We start from the raw sequence: 16019 nt of genomic DNA on the forward strand, positions 1-16019 counted from the left end.
TGCAGCCAGCAGTGGAAAGACCACCGCTGGCTGCTTCATGCCTGCTGAAAATGCGCGTCAGAAGCTCATGTCGACCCGCGCCCAATAGGTGCGGCCCGGCTCGTTGACACGACGGGTTGCGTCGAGCCCGTAGTCGGCGAAGCCCGCGCTGCCGGCTAGGTTGAGGTGCTCGCTGTAGGCTTTGTCCAACAGATTGTCCACACCCGCGCTTACCTTGAAGTGCTGATCCAAACGATAGGCACCGTTGACCGCCAGCACGCCAAAGCCGGCACTCTCGTCGAAGTCCTTGCCGACGACGGTACCCTGGTTTTTTGCAACCCGGCCCTGCGACGCGACCACTCGCCAGAGGCCACTGGTGCTCCAGTCGTCACGCTCGTAGGTCAGACCAAACCGCCCCTCCAACGGTGGAATCTGCGGCATGGCTCGGTCATCGCTGCGGTTCTTTCCCCATGCGTAGGCAAGGCTCGCATCGCCTTTCCAGTTGCGGGTGAACCTGTAGCTTGCGCCCATCTCGCCACCGGCAATGGCGGCGTCAATGTTGCTTACCTCCGCGCGGAGCATGCTGGGCATCACGCCGGGCACATAGCTGAACAGGATGTAGTCTTCGACCAAACCGGCGTACGCGGAGACCCAGGCCTGCAGCGGGCCATCGGCATACTGCAGGCCGATATCCAGCTGCGTGGTCTTCTCCGGCCGCACCGAATCGAACGGCTGCACGCTGCCGACCGGACCGGGGTTGGAGACGAACAGCTCCCAGTAATCAGGGAACCGTTCGGCATGACCGAGGCCGGCGTACCCGGTGACCGGCATGCTGGCGAGCTCTTTTTCGTAGCGCATGAAGCCGCTGTAGAGCGTGTCACGCCGGGTATCCCCTGCCGTCGGATTGGTCCAATCCTGACTGACCGGCATGCCCATCATGTTCTTCAGCGTCGGGTGATGGCTGTTGAAGAATGCTCGCTCATCGGTCGCCTCGTGCAGATCCAGCCGCAGACCGCTGATGACTTTCTCGCGTTCGCTGAGCTGCCAGGTCAGCTCGCCGAACAGGCCGTAACTGTGCAGGACGGCATCCGGCACCCAGGGCAGCGTGTCGCTACCCGCCGCCGCCACCATCTGATTGACCGCACCGGCCGGGTTCATGACCTTGCGATGCTCGCTGCGCTGCGCATCAATGCCGGCCTTCAAGTCGACATCGGACCATTGCCAGGTGCCGACCAGTCGGCCACCGAGCGTGCGGCGGTCGACCCGCGACAGGGTCGGCTGGGTCATCATCATTGTCGGAACGAAGTCGCGCAGGCTGTAGTTGTCCATGACGTGGTCGGCGTAGTTGTAATAGACCTGCGCCTCCAGCCCGTAGAAGGTCTCGCCGATATTGTTCTTCTCGAAGCGCAGCCCGAGACTTTCACGCTGGAACTGGCTGCCATCCATGCCCCGTCCGGCGTAGCGGGCGAAGCCGTCGCCACGGCCTGCGGTCAGCTCGACCAAGGTGTCCGCATCCGGCATCCAGCCGAGCGCGACATCGGTGTTCCACTTGTCATAGCGCGACGGCACGGTATCGCCATCGCCGTCCGCGTAGTCGTCAGCCTGCGAGCTGTTGGCCATCAGCCGCGCGTAGCCCTGCGTGCTACCCGCGGCGGCGTCCAGGTTGCGGTCGAAGCGACCGTTAGAGCCGGTCAGCAGACTGGCGTTGAGGCGATAGTCGGGTTCGCTGAACTGCTCCGGCTCGCGCTCGAAAAGCACCGTGGCCGCCGAAGCGCCGGGCCCCCAGAGCACGGTTTGCGGCCCTTTGATGACGGTTAGCTTGTCGAAGGTGTCCGGGCTGATATAGGAGCTCGGCGAATCCATGCGGTTCGGACACGCACCCAGCATTTCGCCGCCATTGCTGAGCAGTTTCAACCGAGAGCCGAACATACCGCGGAACACCGGATCGCCGTTTACTCCACCGTTGCGCACCGCGGAGAAGCCCGGAATGGTCTTCAGATAATCCGCGCCGTCGCTGGCCGGCATTGGCTGGCGCGGGATCTTCGGATCGGTGACCACTTTAAGCGGGGATTGCTGCGCCACGCCGGTAATGATCATGGGCGTGAGCTGGATGGTCGATTCGGGGTTGGCTTCAGCGGCCATGCCTTGGCCCGCCAAGGCGCTTAACAGCGCGAGGTGAGCCAACTGCCAACGCAAGCGCAAAGGCTGCAGGGAAAGGTTGACGGGCAGACGCGAGGCTACCGCCCGCACAGGAATGATTCTGGACATAAAGATCTTCCACTTCTGAGATTTAGGAGGAACCGCGCGTTAGCGGCTCGGAAATCAGCAGTGGAATACGGGGGGTGCCCGCGCATGTCCGCCGGTGAGGCGTGGCATGGCCGGCAGGGGCTGTTGGGGAATCAGCCGTGCGTAAACAGGCGCGAAATAAGGCAACGCAGGTGCGAAGGCCAGCACCAACGGCGGACTCAGCGTCAACAGCTCACAGTAACCGCAGAGGTCGAGCGAAGCGAGCCAGGCCGGCTGGCTATCCGAGCGCGATGGAGAATGCACCGCTGTCGGATGAGCTTTTGCATCGTGATGATGATGCTGGTGCGCGATCGGAGCTGCAGCGTCGGGCTGGGCAGCCTTAAGCTGCGACGCTGAATAGAGCGGTCCCACATGGATCATCAGCATGGCAAAAAGGCCAAGCCAGAGACCCGCTGTGAACTGTCCTTTGCGTCTCACGTAAATCCTGCCGTGGATCGGCTACTGCTCATCGTGGCCGGATGATCGCACGCCCCGAGGCGCAGGGTGAGTGCGACACGGGGCCGCAATCGAGCCGAGCAATCAATCTTCGATTACGGCGACTAATCGACTGCTTATTTTCATTTATGGATTTTTATTAGTGTTTTCCACCATTTTTTTCAAGACAGTTGCAATATCCGATATGCGCGCCCTACATTCGGACCATAAATACGCATCGACCTGCTCTGCCCTCCCTGCTTCGCGCCGCGCTTCGGGGAGCTGCTCAAGGAAATCGCCATGACCATGCTCAAAGATCCTTCAAACAAATATCGCGCGTTTCCGGTGATCAATCTGCCTGACCGTACCTGGCCATCGCAGACCATCACTCAGGCTCCGATCTGGCTGAGCTCCGATTTGCGCGACGGCAACCAGTCGCTGATCGAGCCGATGGACGCGGCGAAGAAGATGCGTTTCTTCAAGACGCTGGTGCAGATCGGCCTGAAGGAGATCGAAGTGGGCTTTCCCTCGGCATCGCAGACCGATTTTGATTTCGTTCGCGAGCTGATTCAGGGCGGGCACATTCCGGATGACGTCACCATTCAAGTGCTGACCCAGGCTCGCGAGGACCTGATCATCCGCACCTTCGAATCGCTCAAGGGTGCCAAGCGGGCCATCGTTCATTACTACAACGCGACGGCACCGAGCTTCCGCCGCATCGTGTTCAACCAGGACAAGGCTGGTGTGGTGAACATCGCCGTCGCCGCTGCGCAGGTGGTCAAGCGTCTCGCCGATGCGGCGCCGGAAACCGATTGGCGCTTCGAATATTCGCCCGAGGTGTTCAGCTCCACTGAGACCGACTTCGCCGTCGAGGTCTGCAACGCGGTGATCGACGTATTCCAACCGACGCCTGAGAAGAAGCTGATCCTCAACCTGCCGGCCACCGTTGAGGCCGCCACGCCGAATATCTATGCCGACCAGATCGAATATTTCGGCCGCCAGATCAACAAGCGCGACTGCGTGCTGATTAGCCTGCACACCCACAACGACCGCGGCACGGGCGTGGCCGCCACCGAACTGGGCCTGATGGCCGGTGCGGATCGCGTCGAGGGCTGCCTGTTCGGCAACGGCGAGCGCACCGGCAATGTCGATCTGGTGACCGTAGCGCTGAACATGTACAGCCAGGGCGTCGATCCGCAGCTGGATTTTTCCGACATCGATGCCGTGCGCAAGGTCGTCGAGGAATGCAACCAGCTGCCGGTCCATCCGCGCCATCCCTATGTCGGCGATCTGGTTCACACAGCTTTCTCCGGCTCACACCAGGACGCGATTCGCAAAGGCTTCAGCCAACAGGATCCGAATGGCGTGTGGGAAGTGCCCTACCTGCCAATCGACCCGGCTGACATCGGTCGCAGCTACGAGGCGGTGATTCGCGTCAACAGTCAGTCCGGCAAAGGCGGCATCACCTACTTGCTGGAGCAGGAGTACGGCATCAGCTTGCCGCGCCGGATGCAGATCGAGTTCAGCCAGGTGGTGCAGAAGGAAACCGATCGTCTGGGACTGGAGATGAACGCCAAGCAGATCTACTCCCTGCTGGAGGGTGAATACCTGCAAGCCACGGCGCCGTACGCCCTGAAGAGCCATCGTTTGCAGGAAGAAAACGGCACCAGCGCTGTGGAGGTGGAAGTCACCAGCGAGGGTGAAACCATGCACTGGCGCGGGATCGGCAAGGGGCCGCTGGAAGCGCTGGTCGCCGGCTTGCCGGTGAAGCTGGAGATCATGGATTACCACGAGCACTCGATCGGTGCCGGCAGCAATGCACGGGCCGCGGCCTATATCGAAGTGCGTCTGGATGGCGAGCGCCCGCTGCATGGCATCGGCATTGACGAAAACATCACCACCGCCAGCATTCGCGCCTTGTTCAGCGCCCTCAACCGGGCACTGCGTGAGGCCGAGCTGAAAGCAGCCTGACCGGAAATGGCGGGTTCTGCGTAGGGCCCGCCACGCTGCAACTAGAGCCGCCTGGGAGGCGGCACGATGGCCCACCGCTTGCCGCTACTCTGACGGCAGCATCTGCCCCAGCGTTTCGTCGCAGCATGACAGACGATCAATCCCTCGCCAAAGAACCCGGCGCATCACGTACCGAACACCTGCGCCTGGGCCAGGTCTATCTCATTCCAGCAGAAATGCGTGAGTCATCGGCAGGATTGTGCAACCGGTCCTGTTCGCTATAGGCATAGGCTTGAGCACTTCCGCCACCCGATAAAACGCCACAGGAGCGCTCATGAGCACAACCATCGGTTACGCCGCATTTGATCCAAGCACACCACTCGCACCTCATACCTTCTCGCGCCGTGCCGTAGGGCCGAACGATGTGCAGATCGACATTCTCTTCTGCGGCGTCTGCCATTCGGATCTGCACACCGCCCGCAACGAATGGCACAACACCCTCTACCCCTCCGTTCCGGGCCACGAGATCGTTGGCCGGGTCAGTGCCGTTGGCGAGTCGGTCAACCGCTTCAAGGTCGGCGACATCGCTGGCGTCGGCTGCCTGGTCGACAGCTGTCAGAACTGCCCCTCTTGCGGCGAGGGCCTCGAGCAGTATTGCGAGAATGGTTTTGTCGGCACCTACAATGGTCCCGCGTTCGGCGGTGGCGAGAACACCTTTGGCGGCTATTCCGACAACATCGTGGTGAACGAGAAATTTGTCCTGCGCATCTCGCATACCGAAGACAAGCTTGCCGCTGTCGCGCCCTTGCTATGTGCAGGCATCACCACCTATTCGCCGCTGCGCCAGTGGAAGGTCGGCCCTGGTCAAAAGGTCGGCGTGGTCGGTCTCGGAGGCCTTGGGCATATGGCGGTGAAGATCGCCAATGCCATGGGCGCGCATGTCGTGCTTTTCACCACCTCGCCCGACAAGAAGGAAGACGCCCTGCGTCTGGGGGCCAGCGAAGTCGTGGTGTCGAAGAACCAGGACGAGATGAGCGCGCACTTGAACAGCTTCGACTTCATTCTCAATACCGTTGCAGCGCCCCACAATCTTGATGCTTTCCTGTCGCTGCTCAAGCGCGACGCGACCATGACCCTGGTGGGCGCACCGGCTTCGCCGCATCCCTCGCCGAGCGTGTTCGGCTTGATTTTTAAGCGCCGTCGTTTGGCCGGCTCGCTGATTGGCGGCATTGCCGAAACCCAGGAGATGCTCGACTTTTGCGCCGAACACAACATCGTCTCGGATATCGAGATGATCGATATCCAGACCATCAACGAGGCCTACGAGCGCATGCTCAAGAGTGACGTGAAGTACCGCTTCGTCATCGACATGGCCTCGCTGAAGCCCGCGTAATCCACCCACCACGGGCGCGCCTGGCCGAAGCGCGCCCGTGATCAAAAACAGCGGGCTCAAACCGGCCCTTCCTTCTTTGCCGCCGAGCCGCTAAGGTCGCCGACCTTCTGAGGAGTCGGCATGCGCTACCTGATTTTCGTCACCCTGCTGTGGGCGTTTTCCTTCAACCTGATTGGTGCCTACCTCGCCGGCCAGGTGGACAGCTATTTCGCTGTGCTGACCCGCGTAGTGCTGGCCGGCCTGGTATTCCTGCCTCTGACTCGCTGGCGCGGCGTTGCACCGGGCTTCATAGCGGGCGTCACGCTCGTCGGCGCGTTGCAGTTCGGCGTCACCTACCTCTGCCTGTACCTGAGCTTCAACGTACTGACGGTCGCCGAAGTCCTGTTATTCACAGTACTGACGCCGTTGCACGTGACGTTGATTGACGACGCGTTGAACCGCCGTTTCAACCCCTGGGCGCTGGTAGCGGCCGCCGTTGCGGTATTCGGTGCCGGGCTGATTCGCTATGACGGCGTTTCTCGCGACTTTCTAGGTGGTTTCCTGCTGATGCAGTTGGCTAACTTCACCTTTGCCGCCGGCCAGGTTGGCTACAAGCATCTGGCACAGCGTTATCCATCCGATATTCCACTCCATCGTCGCTTCGGCTACTTCTTCATGGGTGCGCTGCTGATCGTACTGCCGGCCTGGCTACTGTTCGGCAACCCGGAAAAACTGCCCACCACAACCGAACAATGGGCAGTGTTGATATGGATGGGTGTGCTGGCCACCGCGCTCGGGCAGTTCTGCTGGAACAAGGGCGCCACTCTGGTGGATGCCGGCACCCTGGCGGTGATGAACAACATGGCGGTGCCTGTGGGGCTGGTGCTCAATCTGCTGTTCTGGGGCACGCAGACCAATCTTCTGCTGCTGACGGTTGGCGGGCTGATCATCCTGGCCTCGCTGCAGATCAACCGGCTGGGTCACAAGCAGGCTCAATGACATTATGTAAGTTATTGTTATATGTGGATTTATCAGCGCAATAGGTAAGATAGCGCGCCCCGCATGGATGCATTTCTCAGTCAGTCGTCGAGAATCCCATGCGCTGTTACAGCCTGCTTCTGCTCGCCCTGCTTTTTCCTGTTCAGCTACACGCTGATGCTCCACGCACCTTTCGCGAGGCCAAGAAAATCGCCTGGCAGTTATACGCCGAGCGACCCATGGATTTCTATTGCCGCTGCGCCTTCAAGGGCAAACAGATCGATCTGGCCAGTTGTGGCTACATTCCGCGCAAGCAGCCCAAGCGTGCCGCGAGGGTGGAATGGGAACACATCGTTCCCGCATGGGTTATCGGCCATCAGCGCCAATGCTGGCAGGACGGTGGACGCAAACACTGCACGTCTACCGACCCGGTGTTCAGCCAGGCGGAAGCGGATCTGCACAATCTGGTACCGGTGGTTGGTGAAGTGAACGGCGACCGCAGCAATTACGGCTTCGGCATGCTCAGCGAAAAGCCCAGCCAGTACGGCGCTTGCCCCTTCGTGGTGAACTTCAAGCAGCGCACGGCCATGCCACCGGCCTACGCCCGCGGCGCCATTGCCCGCACTTACCTGTACATGAGCGAGCGCTACGGCCTGCGGCTGTCGAAGCAGGATCGCCGCCTGTATGACATATGGAATCGCCAATTCCCAATCGACGAGTGGGAACGGTGGCGCAACCGCAGCGTCGCCTGCATTCAGGGCAACGCCAACCCATACATCGGTGCAGTCGATTTGCGGCGCTGCGGCCGTTCGCTTTCGCGTGCGGCCTCAGCACCTGGCCGAGAAGGTTAGCTGGCACACCTTTGCCAAGCCGGGGCTCGCCGCGCTTACAGTTGCGGCTAACCCGGCAAGCACTGCATGCTGCCGGCTCTACCGTTAATCATGGCGACGCCAATGCAAGACCGTACGCTTTACGCAGCGCTGGGATCGGGTGTACTGCTGGCATTGATCTGTTCCGCTGTTGCTCCCTACGACCGCGCAACCTGGCTGCTTGAGGTAGCGCCAGTGCTGATCGCCGCCCCACTGCTGATCTGGAGTCATCGGCGCTTTCCGTTGACCCACCTGCTTTATTGGGTGATCGCCATCCATGCGCTGGTGTTGATTCTTGGTGGCACCTATACCTATGCCCGCGTGCCGCCGGGGTTCTGGGTGCAGGACTGGTTTGATCTGGCCCGCAACCCTTATGACAAGCTGGGCCATTTCATACAGGGCGTAACACCTGCCTTGCTGGCGCGGGAAGTTCTGCTGCGTCGTCGCTTCATCGCCGGCGGCAAAATGCTGGGCTTTTTAGCGCTTTGCGTCGCGCTGGCATTCAGTGCCTTTTATGAGCTGATCGAATGGTGGGTAGCGCTTATCGCCGGCCAAGGTGCCGAGGACTTCCTGGGAACGCAGGGCGATCCATGGGATACCCAGTCGGACATGCTCATGGCGCTGATCGGCGCAGGGCTCTCTGTCACCCTTCTGGCGCGCATTCAAGACAAACACATCGCTCAGCTGGAGCGTTCGGGCAGGGCTGAGTAAGCCATGCTTTATCGTATTGGGGCCGATGCCGTGCTGATGCTGCACCTCGGCTTTATCCTCTTCGTATTGCTGGGGGGCTTGCTGGTCGCCTGGAAGCGTGGCTTTTTGCTGTTGCATCTGCCCGCGATGGCGTGGGGAATATTTGTCGAGCTGAGCGGGCGCCCCTGCCCACTCACTCATTGGGAAAACCTGCTGAGGCGGCTGGCCGGGAACGCAGGCTACGAGGCCGGCTTCGTCGAGCACTATTTGCTGCCGCTGATCTACCCGGCCTGGTTGAGCGTACCGGTGCAGTACCTGCTGGCCGCCGTGGTGGTCGTCGTCAACCTACTGATCTACGGGGGCCTGCTGTGGCGCAATCGTCACCGACAGGCCGCAGAACGCTGAAGCCGTTTGGCCGCGCTAGCAGCCATACCATCGTAAGCATGGCTGAGCGCCTATAGGCTCAGTTCAAACGCGTCGCCATCGTGGTAGGCGGGGAATTTGCTGCGGAACTTGGCCAGATCGGCAGCGCGAAGTGAAACGCGAAACACCCCATCGGCATCACCGGCCTCCAGCAGCGGGTCACCGAGATAGTCCAGTACTTGGCTGTCACCACTGTAAGGGTAGCCTTTACCATCTTCCCCGACCCGATTCACCGCCGCGACATAGCAGAGGTTCTCGATCGCGCGCGCGGGCAACAGGCGATTCCAGGCATTACGCCGGGCTGCCGGCCAATTCGCTGTATAAAGGAGCAGGTCGGTGTCGTGGGGATCGCGGCTCCACACCGGAAAGCGCAGGTCATAACAGATCAGAGGGCGCACGTGCCAGCCGTTGAGTTCGAACAGAGCCTGTTTTTCGCCCGCCGTGTAGTGCTTATGCTCCCCCGCCATGCGAAACAGATGGCGCTTGTCATAATGCAGAATTTCGCCGTTCGGCCGGGCCCAGAGCAGACGGTTGCGATGGCTGCCATCGGCGGCCTCGATGATTACGCTGCCGGTGATCACCGCCTCCATACGGGCCGCCTGCTCGCGCAACCAGGCGTAGGTCGGGCCTTCTTCAGGCTCGGCGAGCTCGGCGGAGTTCATCGAAAAGGCCGTGGTGAACATCTCGGGCAGCACGATCAAGTCCGCGCCGCGGGCGTCATCCAGCAACCCGATGAAGCGCTCACGATTGGCAGCGGCATCCTGCCAGACGAGCGTCGTCTGGATCAGGGCCAGTTCAAGGTCGGGTAAATTATTCAGATCGCGCATAGTCGTTCTGCTGCTTGGCGCAGCGTCTCCTCTCGTTTGGCGAAGCAGAAGCGGACGAGCCGCGACTCTGCAGGAGGCGTTTGGTAGAACACCGAAATCGGAATACTGGCCACACCGTGTTCACGGGTGAGCCACTCAGCCATGGCGACATCTCCGAGATCCGGGCGAATCGCGGAATAATCGGCCAATTGGAAATAGGTGCCCGCGGCGCGCGTGAAGCGGAAGCGCGAGTTGGCCAGCAGATCGCAGAACAGATCACGCTTGGCCTGGTAGAACGCAGGCAGTTCCGCCAGATGCTCAGGATGCGCCGCCATGAAATCGGCAAGCGCCCACTGCAACGGGGTTACGCCGGTAAAGCTGACATACTGATGCACCTTGCGCAGCTCGTTGGTGAGCGGGGCGGGCGCCACTACATAGCCGGTTTTCCAGCCGGTGACATGGTAAGTCTTGCCGAAGGAGCTGATGACGAAGGCGCGCTGATACAGCTCAGCATGACGCAACACACTGGCGTGCTCCCGACCATCAAAGACCAGGTGCTCGTAGACTTCGTCGCTGAGCAGATAGATGTCGCGGTCGCGGATCAGCACCGCCAGGCGATCCAGATCAGCCATTTCGATCAAGGCGCCACTGGGATTGTGCGGCGTGTTCAACACGATCATTCGGGTGCGTGGGGTAATCGCATCGGCGAGCTTCTGCCAGTCGATGGCAAAGTCCGGCAGGCTCAGCGCCTGATGCACACAGACGCCGCCGGCGAGTTCCACGGCAGGTTCGTAGCTGTCATAGCAGGGGTCGAAAACGATGACCTCATCGCCTGGGCGGATGACCGCGTGAATCGCACAGAAGATTGCTTGCGTCGCCCCGGGCGTGATCGTGACCTCGGCCTCGGCGCTGACCTGACGGCCATATAGCGAGCTGACCTTGAGTGCCACCTGCTCGCGCAGTGCTGGTAAGCCGGTCATTGGCGCGTATTGGTTGTGCCCTTCCATCACATGACGGGCAACCGCTTCGCGCAGCGCATCAGGCCCATCGAAGTCGGGGAATCCCTGCGACAAGTTTAACGCGCCGGTTTCAGCCGCCAGCTGCGACATGGTGGTGAAGATGGTGGTGCCGACATTAGGCAACTTACTGATGAGCATGACAGCTTTCCGACAGGCCTGCCGTACGGGGCTTCGGCAGGGGAAAACAGAATAGCCGATCATGGCGGGCGGATACGAGGGCGTCCGGGCCTGCGGCATTAGCTTCTGGAGTTGGGCGGGACCGGCAGGGTGAGCAGCGACCGGCACCCTAAGATACGCAGCGGTGTGATGATCGACGCAGGCGCGAAGATACTCGGCAATATCGCAATCGGCGAGGACACGAGTGTCGGTGCCGGAAGCGTGTTGCTGCAAGCCGTTTCACCACACACGACCGTGTGTCGGCAACCCGCCCCGCCAAGTCGGCAAGCCGAGGCATGCACGACCGGTCTTGGACATGGACCAGTCGTTCGACGAGACCTGAGAAACTAGCGCTTGTCGCGGCGCTTCTTCTCGGCCTTCTTGTGGTGCGACATGAGACGGCGCTTCTTGTTGACCTGGCGGTCGGTAAGCGTATTTTTCTTGCCCTCGTAAGGGTTTTCTCCGCCCTTGTACTCGATACGGATGGGCGTACCGACCAGCTTCAGAACGCGTCGGTAGGTATTTTCCAGATAACGGGTGTAGGACTTTGGAATCGAGTCGACCTGGTTGCCATGGATCACGATCAGCGGCGGGTTGGCGCCGCCCAGGTGTGCGTAGCGAAGCTTGATTCGACGGCTGGCGACCATCGGTGGCGCATGCTCGCGAACCGCGTCTTCAAGAATCTGCGTCAAACGGCTGGTGGGCCACCGGGTCACGGCTGAAGCGAACGAGGCCTGCACCGACTTGTACAAATTGCCAACGCCGGTGCCATGTTTAGCGGAGATGAAGTGGATGTCGGCGAACTCGACGAAGAACAACCGGCGCTCCAGCTCGGTCTTCACATAGTCTCGCTCACTCGGCTCCATGCCGTCCCACTTGTTCAGCGCGATAACCAGCGCGCGGCCGCTTTCCAGCACGAAGCCGAGCAGGTTCAGATCGTGTTCGACCACGCCTTCGCGGGCATCCATGACGAAAATCACGACGTTGGAGTCCTGAATCGCCTGCAGCGTCTTGACCACCGAGAACTTTTCCACGGCCTCGAAGATCTTGCCGCGGCGACGCACGCCGGCCGTGTCGATCAGTGTGTACTTTTCGTCATCACGCTCGAACGGAATGTAGATGCTGTCGCGGGTTGTACCGGCCTGGTCATAAACAATGACCCGCTCCTCACCGAGCATGCGGTTGACCAATGTCGACTTGCCCACGTTGGGCCGGCCGATGATGGCGATTTTGATGCCATCCTTTTCGCTCGGTCCAGGGATGCGCTTGGGCTCTTCTCCTTCGGCAACCGCCTCGCCCTCTTCACCCTCGTCTTCGGCAACTTCGGCGTTGTCCTTGGGAAACACACCGAGTGCCTGCTCGAGCATATGGGTGATGCCACGGCCATGGGCAGCGGCGATCGGCAGGGCGTCACCCAGGCCCAACGGGCTGAATTCCGCTCGGGCGATATCTGGATCGATGCTGTCGACCTTGTTCGCCACTAGGAAGTGGCGCTTGTTCATCTTGCGCAGGTGCTCGGCAATCATCTGGTCGCCGGGTGTCATACCGGCACGTGCATCGACCATGAACATGACCGCATCGGCCTCTTGCATGGCTTGCAAAGACTGCTCGGCCATCTTGACGTCAATGCCCTGCTCGTCCCCGGTAAGGCCGCCGGTATCGATGACGATGTAAGTTCGGCCCTGCCATTTGGCCTCGCCATACTGGCGGTCACGGGTCAGACCGGCATATTCCGCGACAATGGCGTCACGGCTTTTGGTCAGACGATTAAACAGGGTGGACTTGCCAACGTTCGGGCGGCCCACCAGGGCGATTACGGGAACCATACGGCTCTCCACTGCGATATTTCAGAAAACACGAAGGCCGCTGCAAGGCAGCGGCCGAATATTTGTTGTTCCGCCTGGACGGAACAAGGCGCATGACGTGAGGCTGTCAATCCGCCTGGCGAATGGTCATCGCGACAAGCTTGCCATCGTTGCCGTAGGCATACAGCCAGTCACCTTCGACCACGGGTCGAGCTCGCACCCCGGCGCTATCGACGCGAGTTCGCGCGACGAAACGCCCATCAACCTGGCTGAGGAAGTGCAAATAGCCCTCCTTGTCTCCCACCACGACGTAGCTGGAAAAAACCGCCGGGGCGGAAAGCTGCCGACGTAGCAGCGAATCATTGCTCCACAGCACGGTTGTCGATCGCTCATCGATGCCTAGCACCGTACCGTCGGCTTGGCTCACGTAGACACTGCCATACCCCATCGCAAGGCCGGTCGCGGTGGACGCATCGCGTTGCCAGAGAATCCGACCGCTTTCGAGATCCAACGCTGCGGCGCGCCCTTGGAAGGACGCGACATACAAGGTTCCGCCTGAAAGTAGCAGCCCGCCGTCGATATCGACTACGCGTTCAAGCTCGGAACGGCCTTGTGGAATGGCGACCCGCTGCTCCCAGATCGGCAACCCGCGACGGGTGTCAAGCGCCACCACCTTTCCACTGGAAAGGCCGGCGATTGCCAGTTCATTGGTCAGCAGTGGCGCTCCAGTACCGCGTAGCGTCAGCACCGCCGGCGAACTTTCGTAGCTCCAACGTTGCGCTCCGGTGTCGATTTCGAGCGCAATGACGCGATCATCCTGAGTCTGCACCACTACGACATCGCCGTTCACGGCAGGCGCAGCAAGTACCTCGCTGCTGACCTGGCTGCGCCAACGCTCTTCGCCGGTCGAAACATCCAGCGCCAACACCTCACCCCGTAGCGTACCGACCAGAACCAGACCATAGCCAGCGCCCACTGCACCGGAGATCGGGACCTCCAGGTCGTTCTTCCAGTTGACCTTGCCGGTCGTACGGTCCATTGCCACGACCAACCCTTCAACGTCGGCAGCAAATATCTCGTTACCGTAGACAACGGGAGCCAGCAGATTATAGGTCTCGCCCTGACCATCGCCGATGGAGCGGCTCCACTGTTCTTTCAGCTGGATTTCAGCGTCAAACTTGACCAGTTCGGCGGGCTCGGGTTCTTTCTTGTCATTGCTGCTGCAACCTGCCGCCAGGACGGCCAGGGTCAGCAATGCTGCAGTTTTCCAATGCATCAATTCACGCCTCTCCACGAGCCAGATCGTCAAGTTTCAGCTGCAGGCCACCAATTGCAGCATCCTGCGACAGCAATTCTTTCGCCTTGGAATAGGCAGCGTGGGCCTCGTCAGGACGCTCAAGCTTGACCAGCAGATCACCCCGCAACTCTTCGCGGCTGGCGGCAAATGCTTCAACCGCGTCGCCTTCCAATAGCGCGAGCCCTTCTTCGGCTTTGTCCTGAGCCGCCAGGATACGGGCCAAACGTTGGCGAGCCAGCTCTTCCAGAGTTTTGTCGGCAGGCTTGTCCAGCACCGCCTGCAACTCTGTTGCGGCCTCGTCGAGACGTCCGGACTCCACCGCCACCTTGGCGACAAAGAGACTGCCGTACTGAGCGTAGTGAGAACCTGCAAATTCTTTCTGCAGCAGATTGCCCAAGCGCGAAATCTCGGCGGTATCTGCTTTCCCTTCTTCCAACGCGGCATTCAGCAACTGCTGGTAGATCGTCGAGGCGCTCTGGGACTGATTGAGCTGGTGCTTCTGCCAGAACTGCCAGCCAAATACCAGCACCAGAGCAAGCGCGCCCCCCATCAGCAATGGTTTGCCGTTCCGCTGCCACCATTCCTTGATTTGCGCCAGTTGTTCTTCTTCGGTACCCGAGGTCACACTGTCACTCCTTACATTCGCTGAAATCGGACCTGTTTGCTCACGCCAAACAGGCAGCCAGACACTCGGGCAGAGCATCCCAGGCAATGCTTTGTTGCTCGCTATCGTCGCGCAGCGGCTTGCAACCTACCACGCGACCGGCCAGTTCGTCGTCACCCAGAATCAGTGCGAACCGGGCGCCGCTCTTGTCAGCTTTCTTGAACTGACTCTTAAAACTTCCGCCGCCCGCGTTGACCAGCAAGCGCAGGCCGGGCAGCGCATCGCGCAATCGCTCCGCCAGGCCGAGTGCAGCCAGTTCGGACGCCTCACCAAAGGCACAGATGTAGGCATGGGCCGGCCGATTAAGCTCCGCAGGCACCAATTCGAGCGTCTCGAGTAGCAACACCAGACGCTCGATGCCCATGGCGAAACCTACGCCCGGCGTCGGCTTGCCGCCAAATTGAGTGACAAGCCCGTCATAGCGACCACCCGCACAAACGGTACCTTGCGAGCCCAGTTTATCGGTCACCCACTCGAACACGGTCCTGCCGTAGTAATCCAGGCCCCGCACCAGCTTGGGATTGATCTGGTAGTCGATTCCTGCCACTTCGAGATGGGCCTTGAGGCCTTCGAAGTGTGTACGTGACTCTTCGTCGAGATAATCATGCAAGGTCGGCGCATCGGCGAGCAGTGCTTGGGTCTGCGCATTCTTGCTATCGAGAATACGCAGCGGGTTGCTCGTCAGACGGCGCTGACTGTCTTCGTCGAGTTGCTCGAAATGCTGTTGCAGGTACGCCACCAGCGCGTCCCGATAGGTCGCCCGCGCCTCGCTGGAACCTAAGCTGTTCAGCTGCAGGGTGACTGCACCGGATAGGCCAAGCTTCTTCCAGAGTCGAGCCGTAAGCACGATCAGCTCGGCATCGATATCCGGCCCCGGCTGATTGAATACCTCAACGCCGATCTGGTGGAACTGACGATAGCGGCCTTTCTGTGGCTTTTCATAGCGGAACATGGGCCCCGCATACCAGAGTTTCTGTACCTGCCCGCCCCCAGTCATGCCATGCTCGAGCACCGCGCGCACGCAACCGGCAGTGCCCTCAGGACGCAGCGTCAGTGATTCCTCGTTACGGTCTAGGAAGGTGTACATTTCCTTGTCGACCACGTCGGTCCCTTCACCGATTCCACGGGCGAACAGATCGGTAAACTCAAGAATCGGAAGACGAATCTCGCTGTAGCCGTAGCTATCGAGCAGCTGTGCGAAGGTCGTCTCGAGGTAGCGCCAGACCGGCGTCTGGGCCGGCAGAATATCGTTCATGCCACGAATGGCTTGCAGGGACTTGCTCAATTCGT

Annotated in this window: 14 protein-coding genes and 1 pseudogene; 7 read left to right on the forward strand and 8 right to left on the reverse strand. The window is 60.5% G+C overall.

Going from position 1 to position 16019, the window contains the following annotated elements; translation table 11 throughout:
• Positions 1-57 precede the first annotated feature (57 nt).
• Together ACQKIK_RS13140 and ACQKIK_RS13145 are read right to left on the reverse strand one after the other, a co-directional pair.
• Positions 58-2247, reverse strand: a complete 2190-nt coding sequence (locus ACQKIK_RS13140; protein WP_499136261.1) for a TonB-dependent copper receptor — start codon at positions 2245-2247, stop codon at positions 58-60.
• A 54-nt stretch (positions 2248-2301) separates the two neighbouring features.
• Positions 2302-2703 (reverse strand): DUF2946 domain-containing protein, encoded by a 402-nt coding sequence (locus ACQKIK_RS13145; RefSeq protein ID WP_045425289.1) that lies wholly within the window; start codon positions 2701-2703, stop codon positions 2302-2304.
• Between the two features lie 297 nt (positions 2704-3000).
• Here ACQKIK_RS13145 and leuA point away from each other — a divergent pair, with 297 nt between their 5' ends.
• The 6 genes from leuA (at position 3001) to ACQKIK_RS13175 (ending at position 8964) form a co-directional block, all read left to right on the forward strand.
• Positions 3001-4671, forward strand: coding sequence for a 2-isopropylmalate synthase (leuA, locus tag ACQKIK_RS13150; protein WP_499136262.1), 1671 nt, complete (start codon positions 3001-3003; stop codon positions 4669-4671).
• Between the two features lie 313 nt (positions 4672-4984).
• Positions 4985-6043 carry an NAD(P)-dependent alcohol dehydrogenase gene (locus ACQKIK_RS13155; protein WP_499136263.1) on the forward strand — a complete coding sequence of 353 codons (1059 nt, stop codon included), beginning with the start codon at positions 4985-4987 and terminating at the stop codon, positions 6041-6043.
• Positions 6044-6163: 120 nt separating this feature from the next.
• Positions 6164-7021, forward strand: a complete 858-nt coding sequence (locus tag ACQKIK_RS13160; protein WP_499136264.1) for a carboxylate/amino acid/amine transporter — start codon at positions 6164-6166, stop codon at positions 7019-7021.
• A 98-nt stretch (positions 7022-7119) separates the two neighbouring features.
• Positions 7120-7851, forward strand: coding sequence for an endonuclease (locus tag ACQKIK_RS13165; protein ID WP_499136265.1), 732 nt, complete (start codon positions 7120-7122; stop codon positions 7849-7851).
• Positions 7852-7953: 102 nt separating this feature from the next.
• Positions 7954-8580, forward strand: a complete 627-nt coding sequence (locus tag ACQKIK_RS13170; protein WP_046162449.1) for a DUF2238 domain-containing protein — start codon at positions 7954-7956, stop codon at positions 8578-8580.
• A gap of 3 nt (positions 8581-8583) precedes the next feature.
• A complete protein-coding gene (locus ACQKIK_RS13175) occupies positions 8584-8964 on the forward strand; it encodes a DUF2784 domain-containing protein (RefSeq protein WP_499136266.1) in 381 nt (126 codons plus the stop codon).
• 50 nt (positions 8965-9014) lie between these two features.
• On the opposite strand, the gene ACQKIK_RS13180 is transcribed toward ACQKIK_RS13175, so the two are convergent.
• Positions 9015-9809 carry an amidohydrolase gene (locus ACQKIK_RS13180; protein WP_064480377.1) on the reverse strand — a complete coding sequence of 265 codons (795 nt, stop codon included), beginning with the start codon at positions 9807-9809 and terminating at the stop codon, positions 9015-9017.
• Positions 9797-10945 (reverse strand): pyridoxal phosphate-dependent aminotransferase, encoded by a 1149-nt coding sequence (locus tag ACQKIK_RS13185; protein ID WP_499136267.1) that lies wholly within the window; start codon positions 10943-10945, stop codon positions 9797-9799. Before ACQKIK_RS13185 ends, ACQKIK_RS13180 begins: the two co-directional genes overlap by 13 nt.
• A gap of 111 nt (positions 10946-11056) precedes the next feature.
• Between ACQKIK_RS13185 and ACQKIK_RS13190 the strand changes: the two are divergent.
• Positions 11057-11306, forward strand: a pseudogene (locus tag ACQKIK_RS13190) (serine O-acetyltransferase); the annotation flags it as partial.
• A gap of 4 nt (positions 11307-11310) precedes the next feature.
• Here ACQKIK_RS13190 and der read toward each other — a convergent pair.
• The 4 genes from der to hisS all read right to left on the reverse strand — a co-directional run bounded on the left by der (position 11311) and on the right by hisS (position 16014).
• Positions 11311-12789, reverse strand: a complete 1479-nt coding sequence (gene der, locus ACQKIK_RS13195) for a ribosome biogenesis GTPase Der (RefSeq protein WP_499136268.1) — start codon at positions 12787-12789, stop codon at positions 11311-11313.
• A 106-nt stretch (positions 12790-12895) separates the two neighbouring features.
• On the reverse strand, positions 12896-14044 hold the full coding sequence (bamB, locus tag ACQKIK_RS13200; protein ID WP_499136269.1) for an outer membrane protein assembly factor BamB: 1149 nt from the start codon (positions 14042-14044) through the stop codon (positions 12896-12898).
• Positions 14045-14048: 4 nt separating this feature from the next.
• Positions 14049-14690, reverse strand: coding sequence for a YfgM family protein (locus ACQKIK_RS13205; RefSeq protein ID WP_127839826.1), 642 nt, complete (start codon positions 14688-14690; stop codon positions 14049-14051).
• A 40-nt stretch (positions 14691-14730) separates the two neighbouring features.
• Entirely contained in the window at positions 14731-16014 is a 1284-nt protein-coding gene (gene hisS / locus ACQKIK_RS13210; RefSeq protein ID WP_499136270.1) for a histidine--tRNA ligase, read from the reverse strand.
• Positions 16015-16019 lie beyond the last annotated feature (5 nt).

Origin of the sequence: Pseudomonas sp. NPDC047961 (assembly GCF_050272435.1) — a bacterium.
Classification (GTDB): Bacteria; Pseudomonadota; Gammaproteobacteria; order Pseudomonadales; family Pseudomonadaceae; genus Stutzerimonas.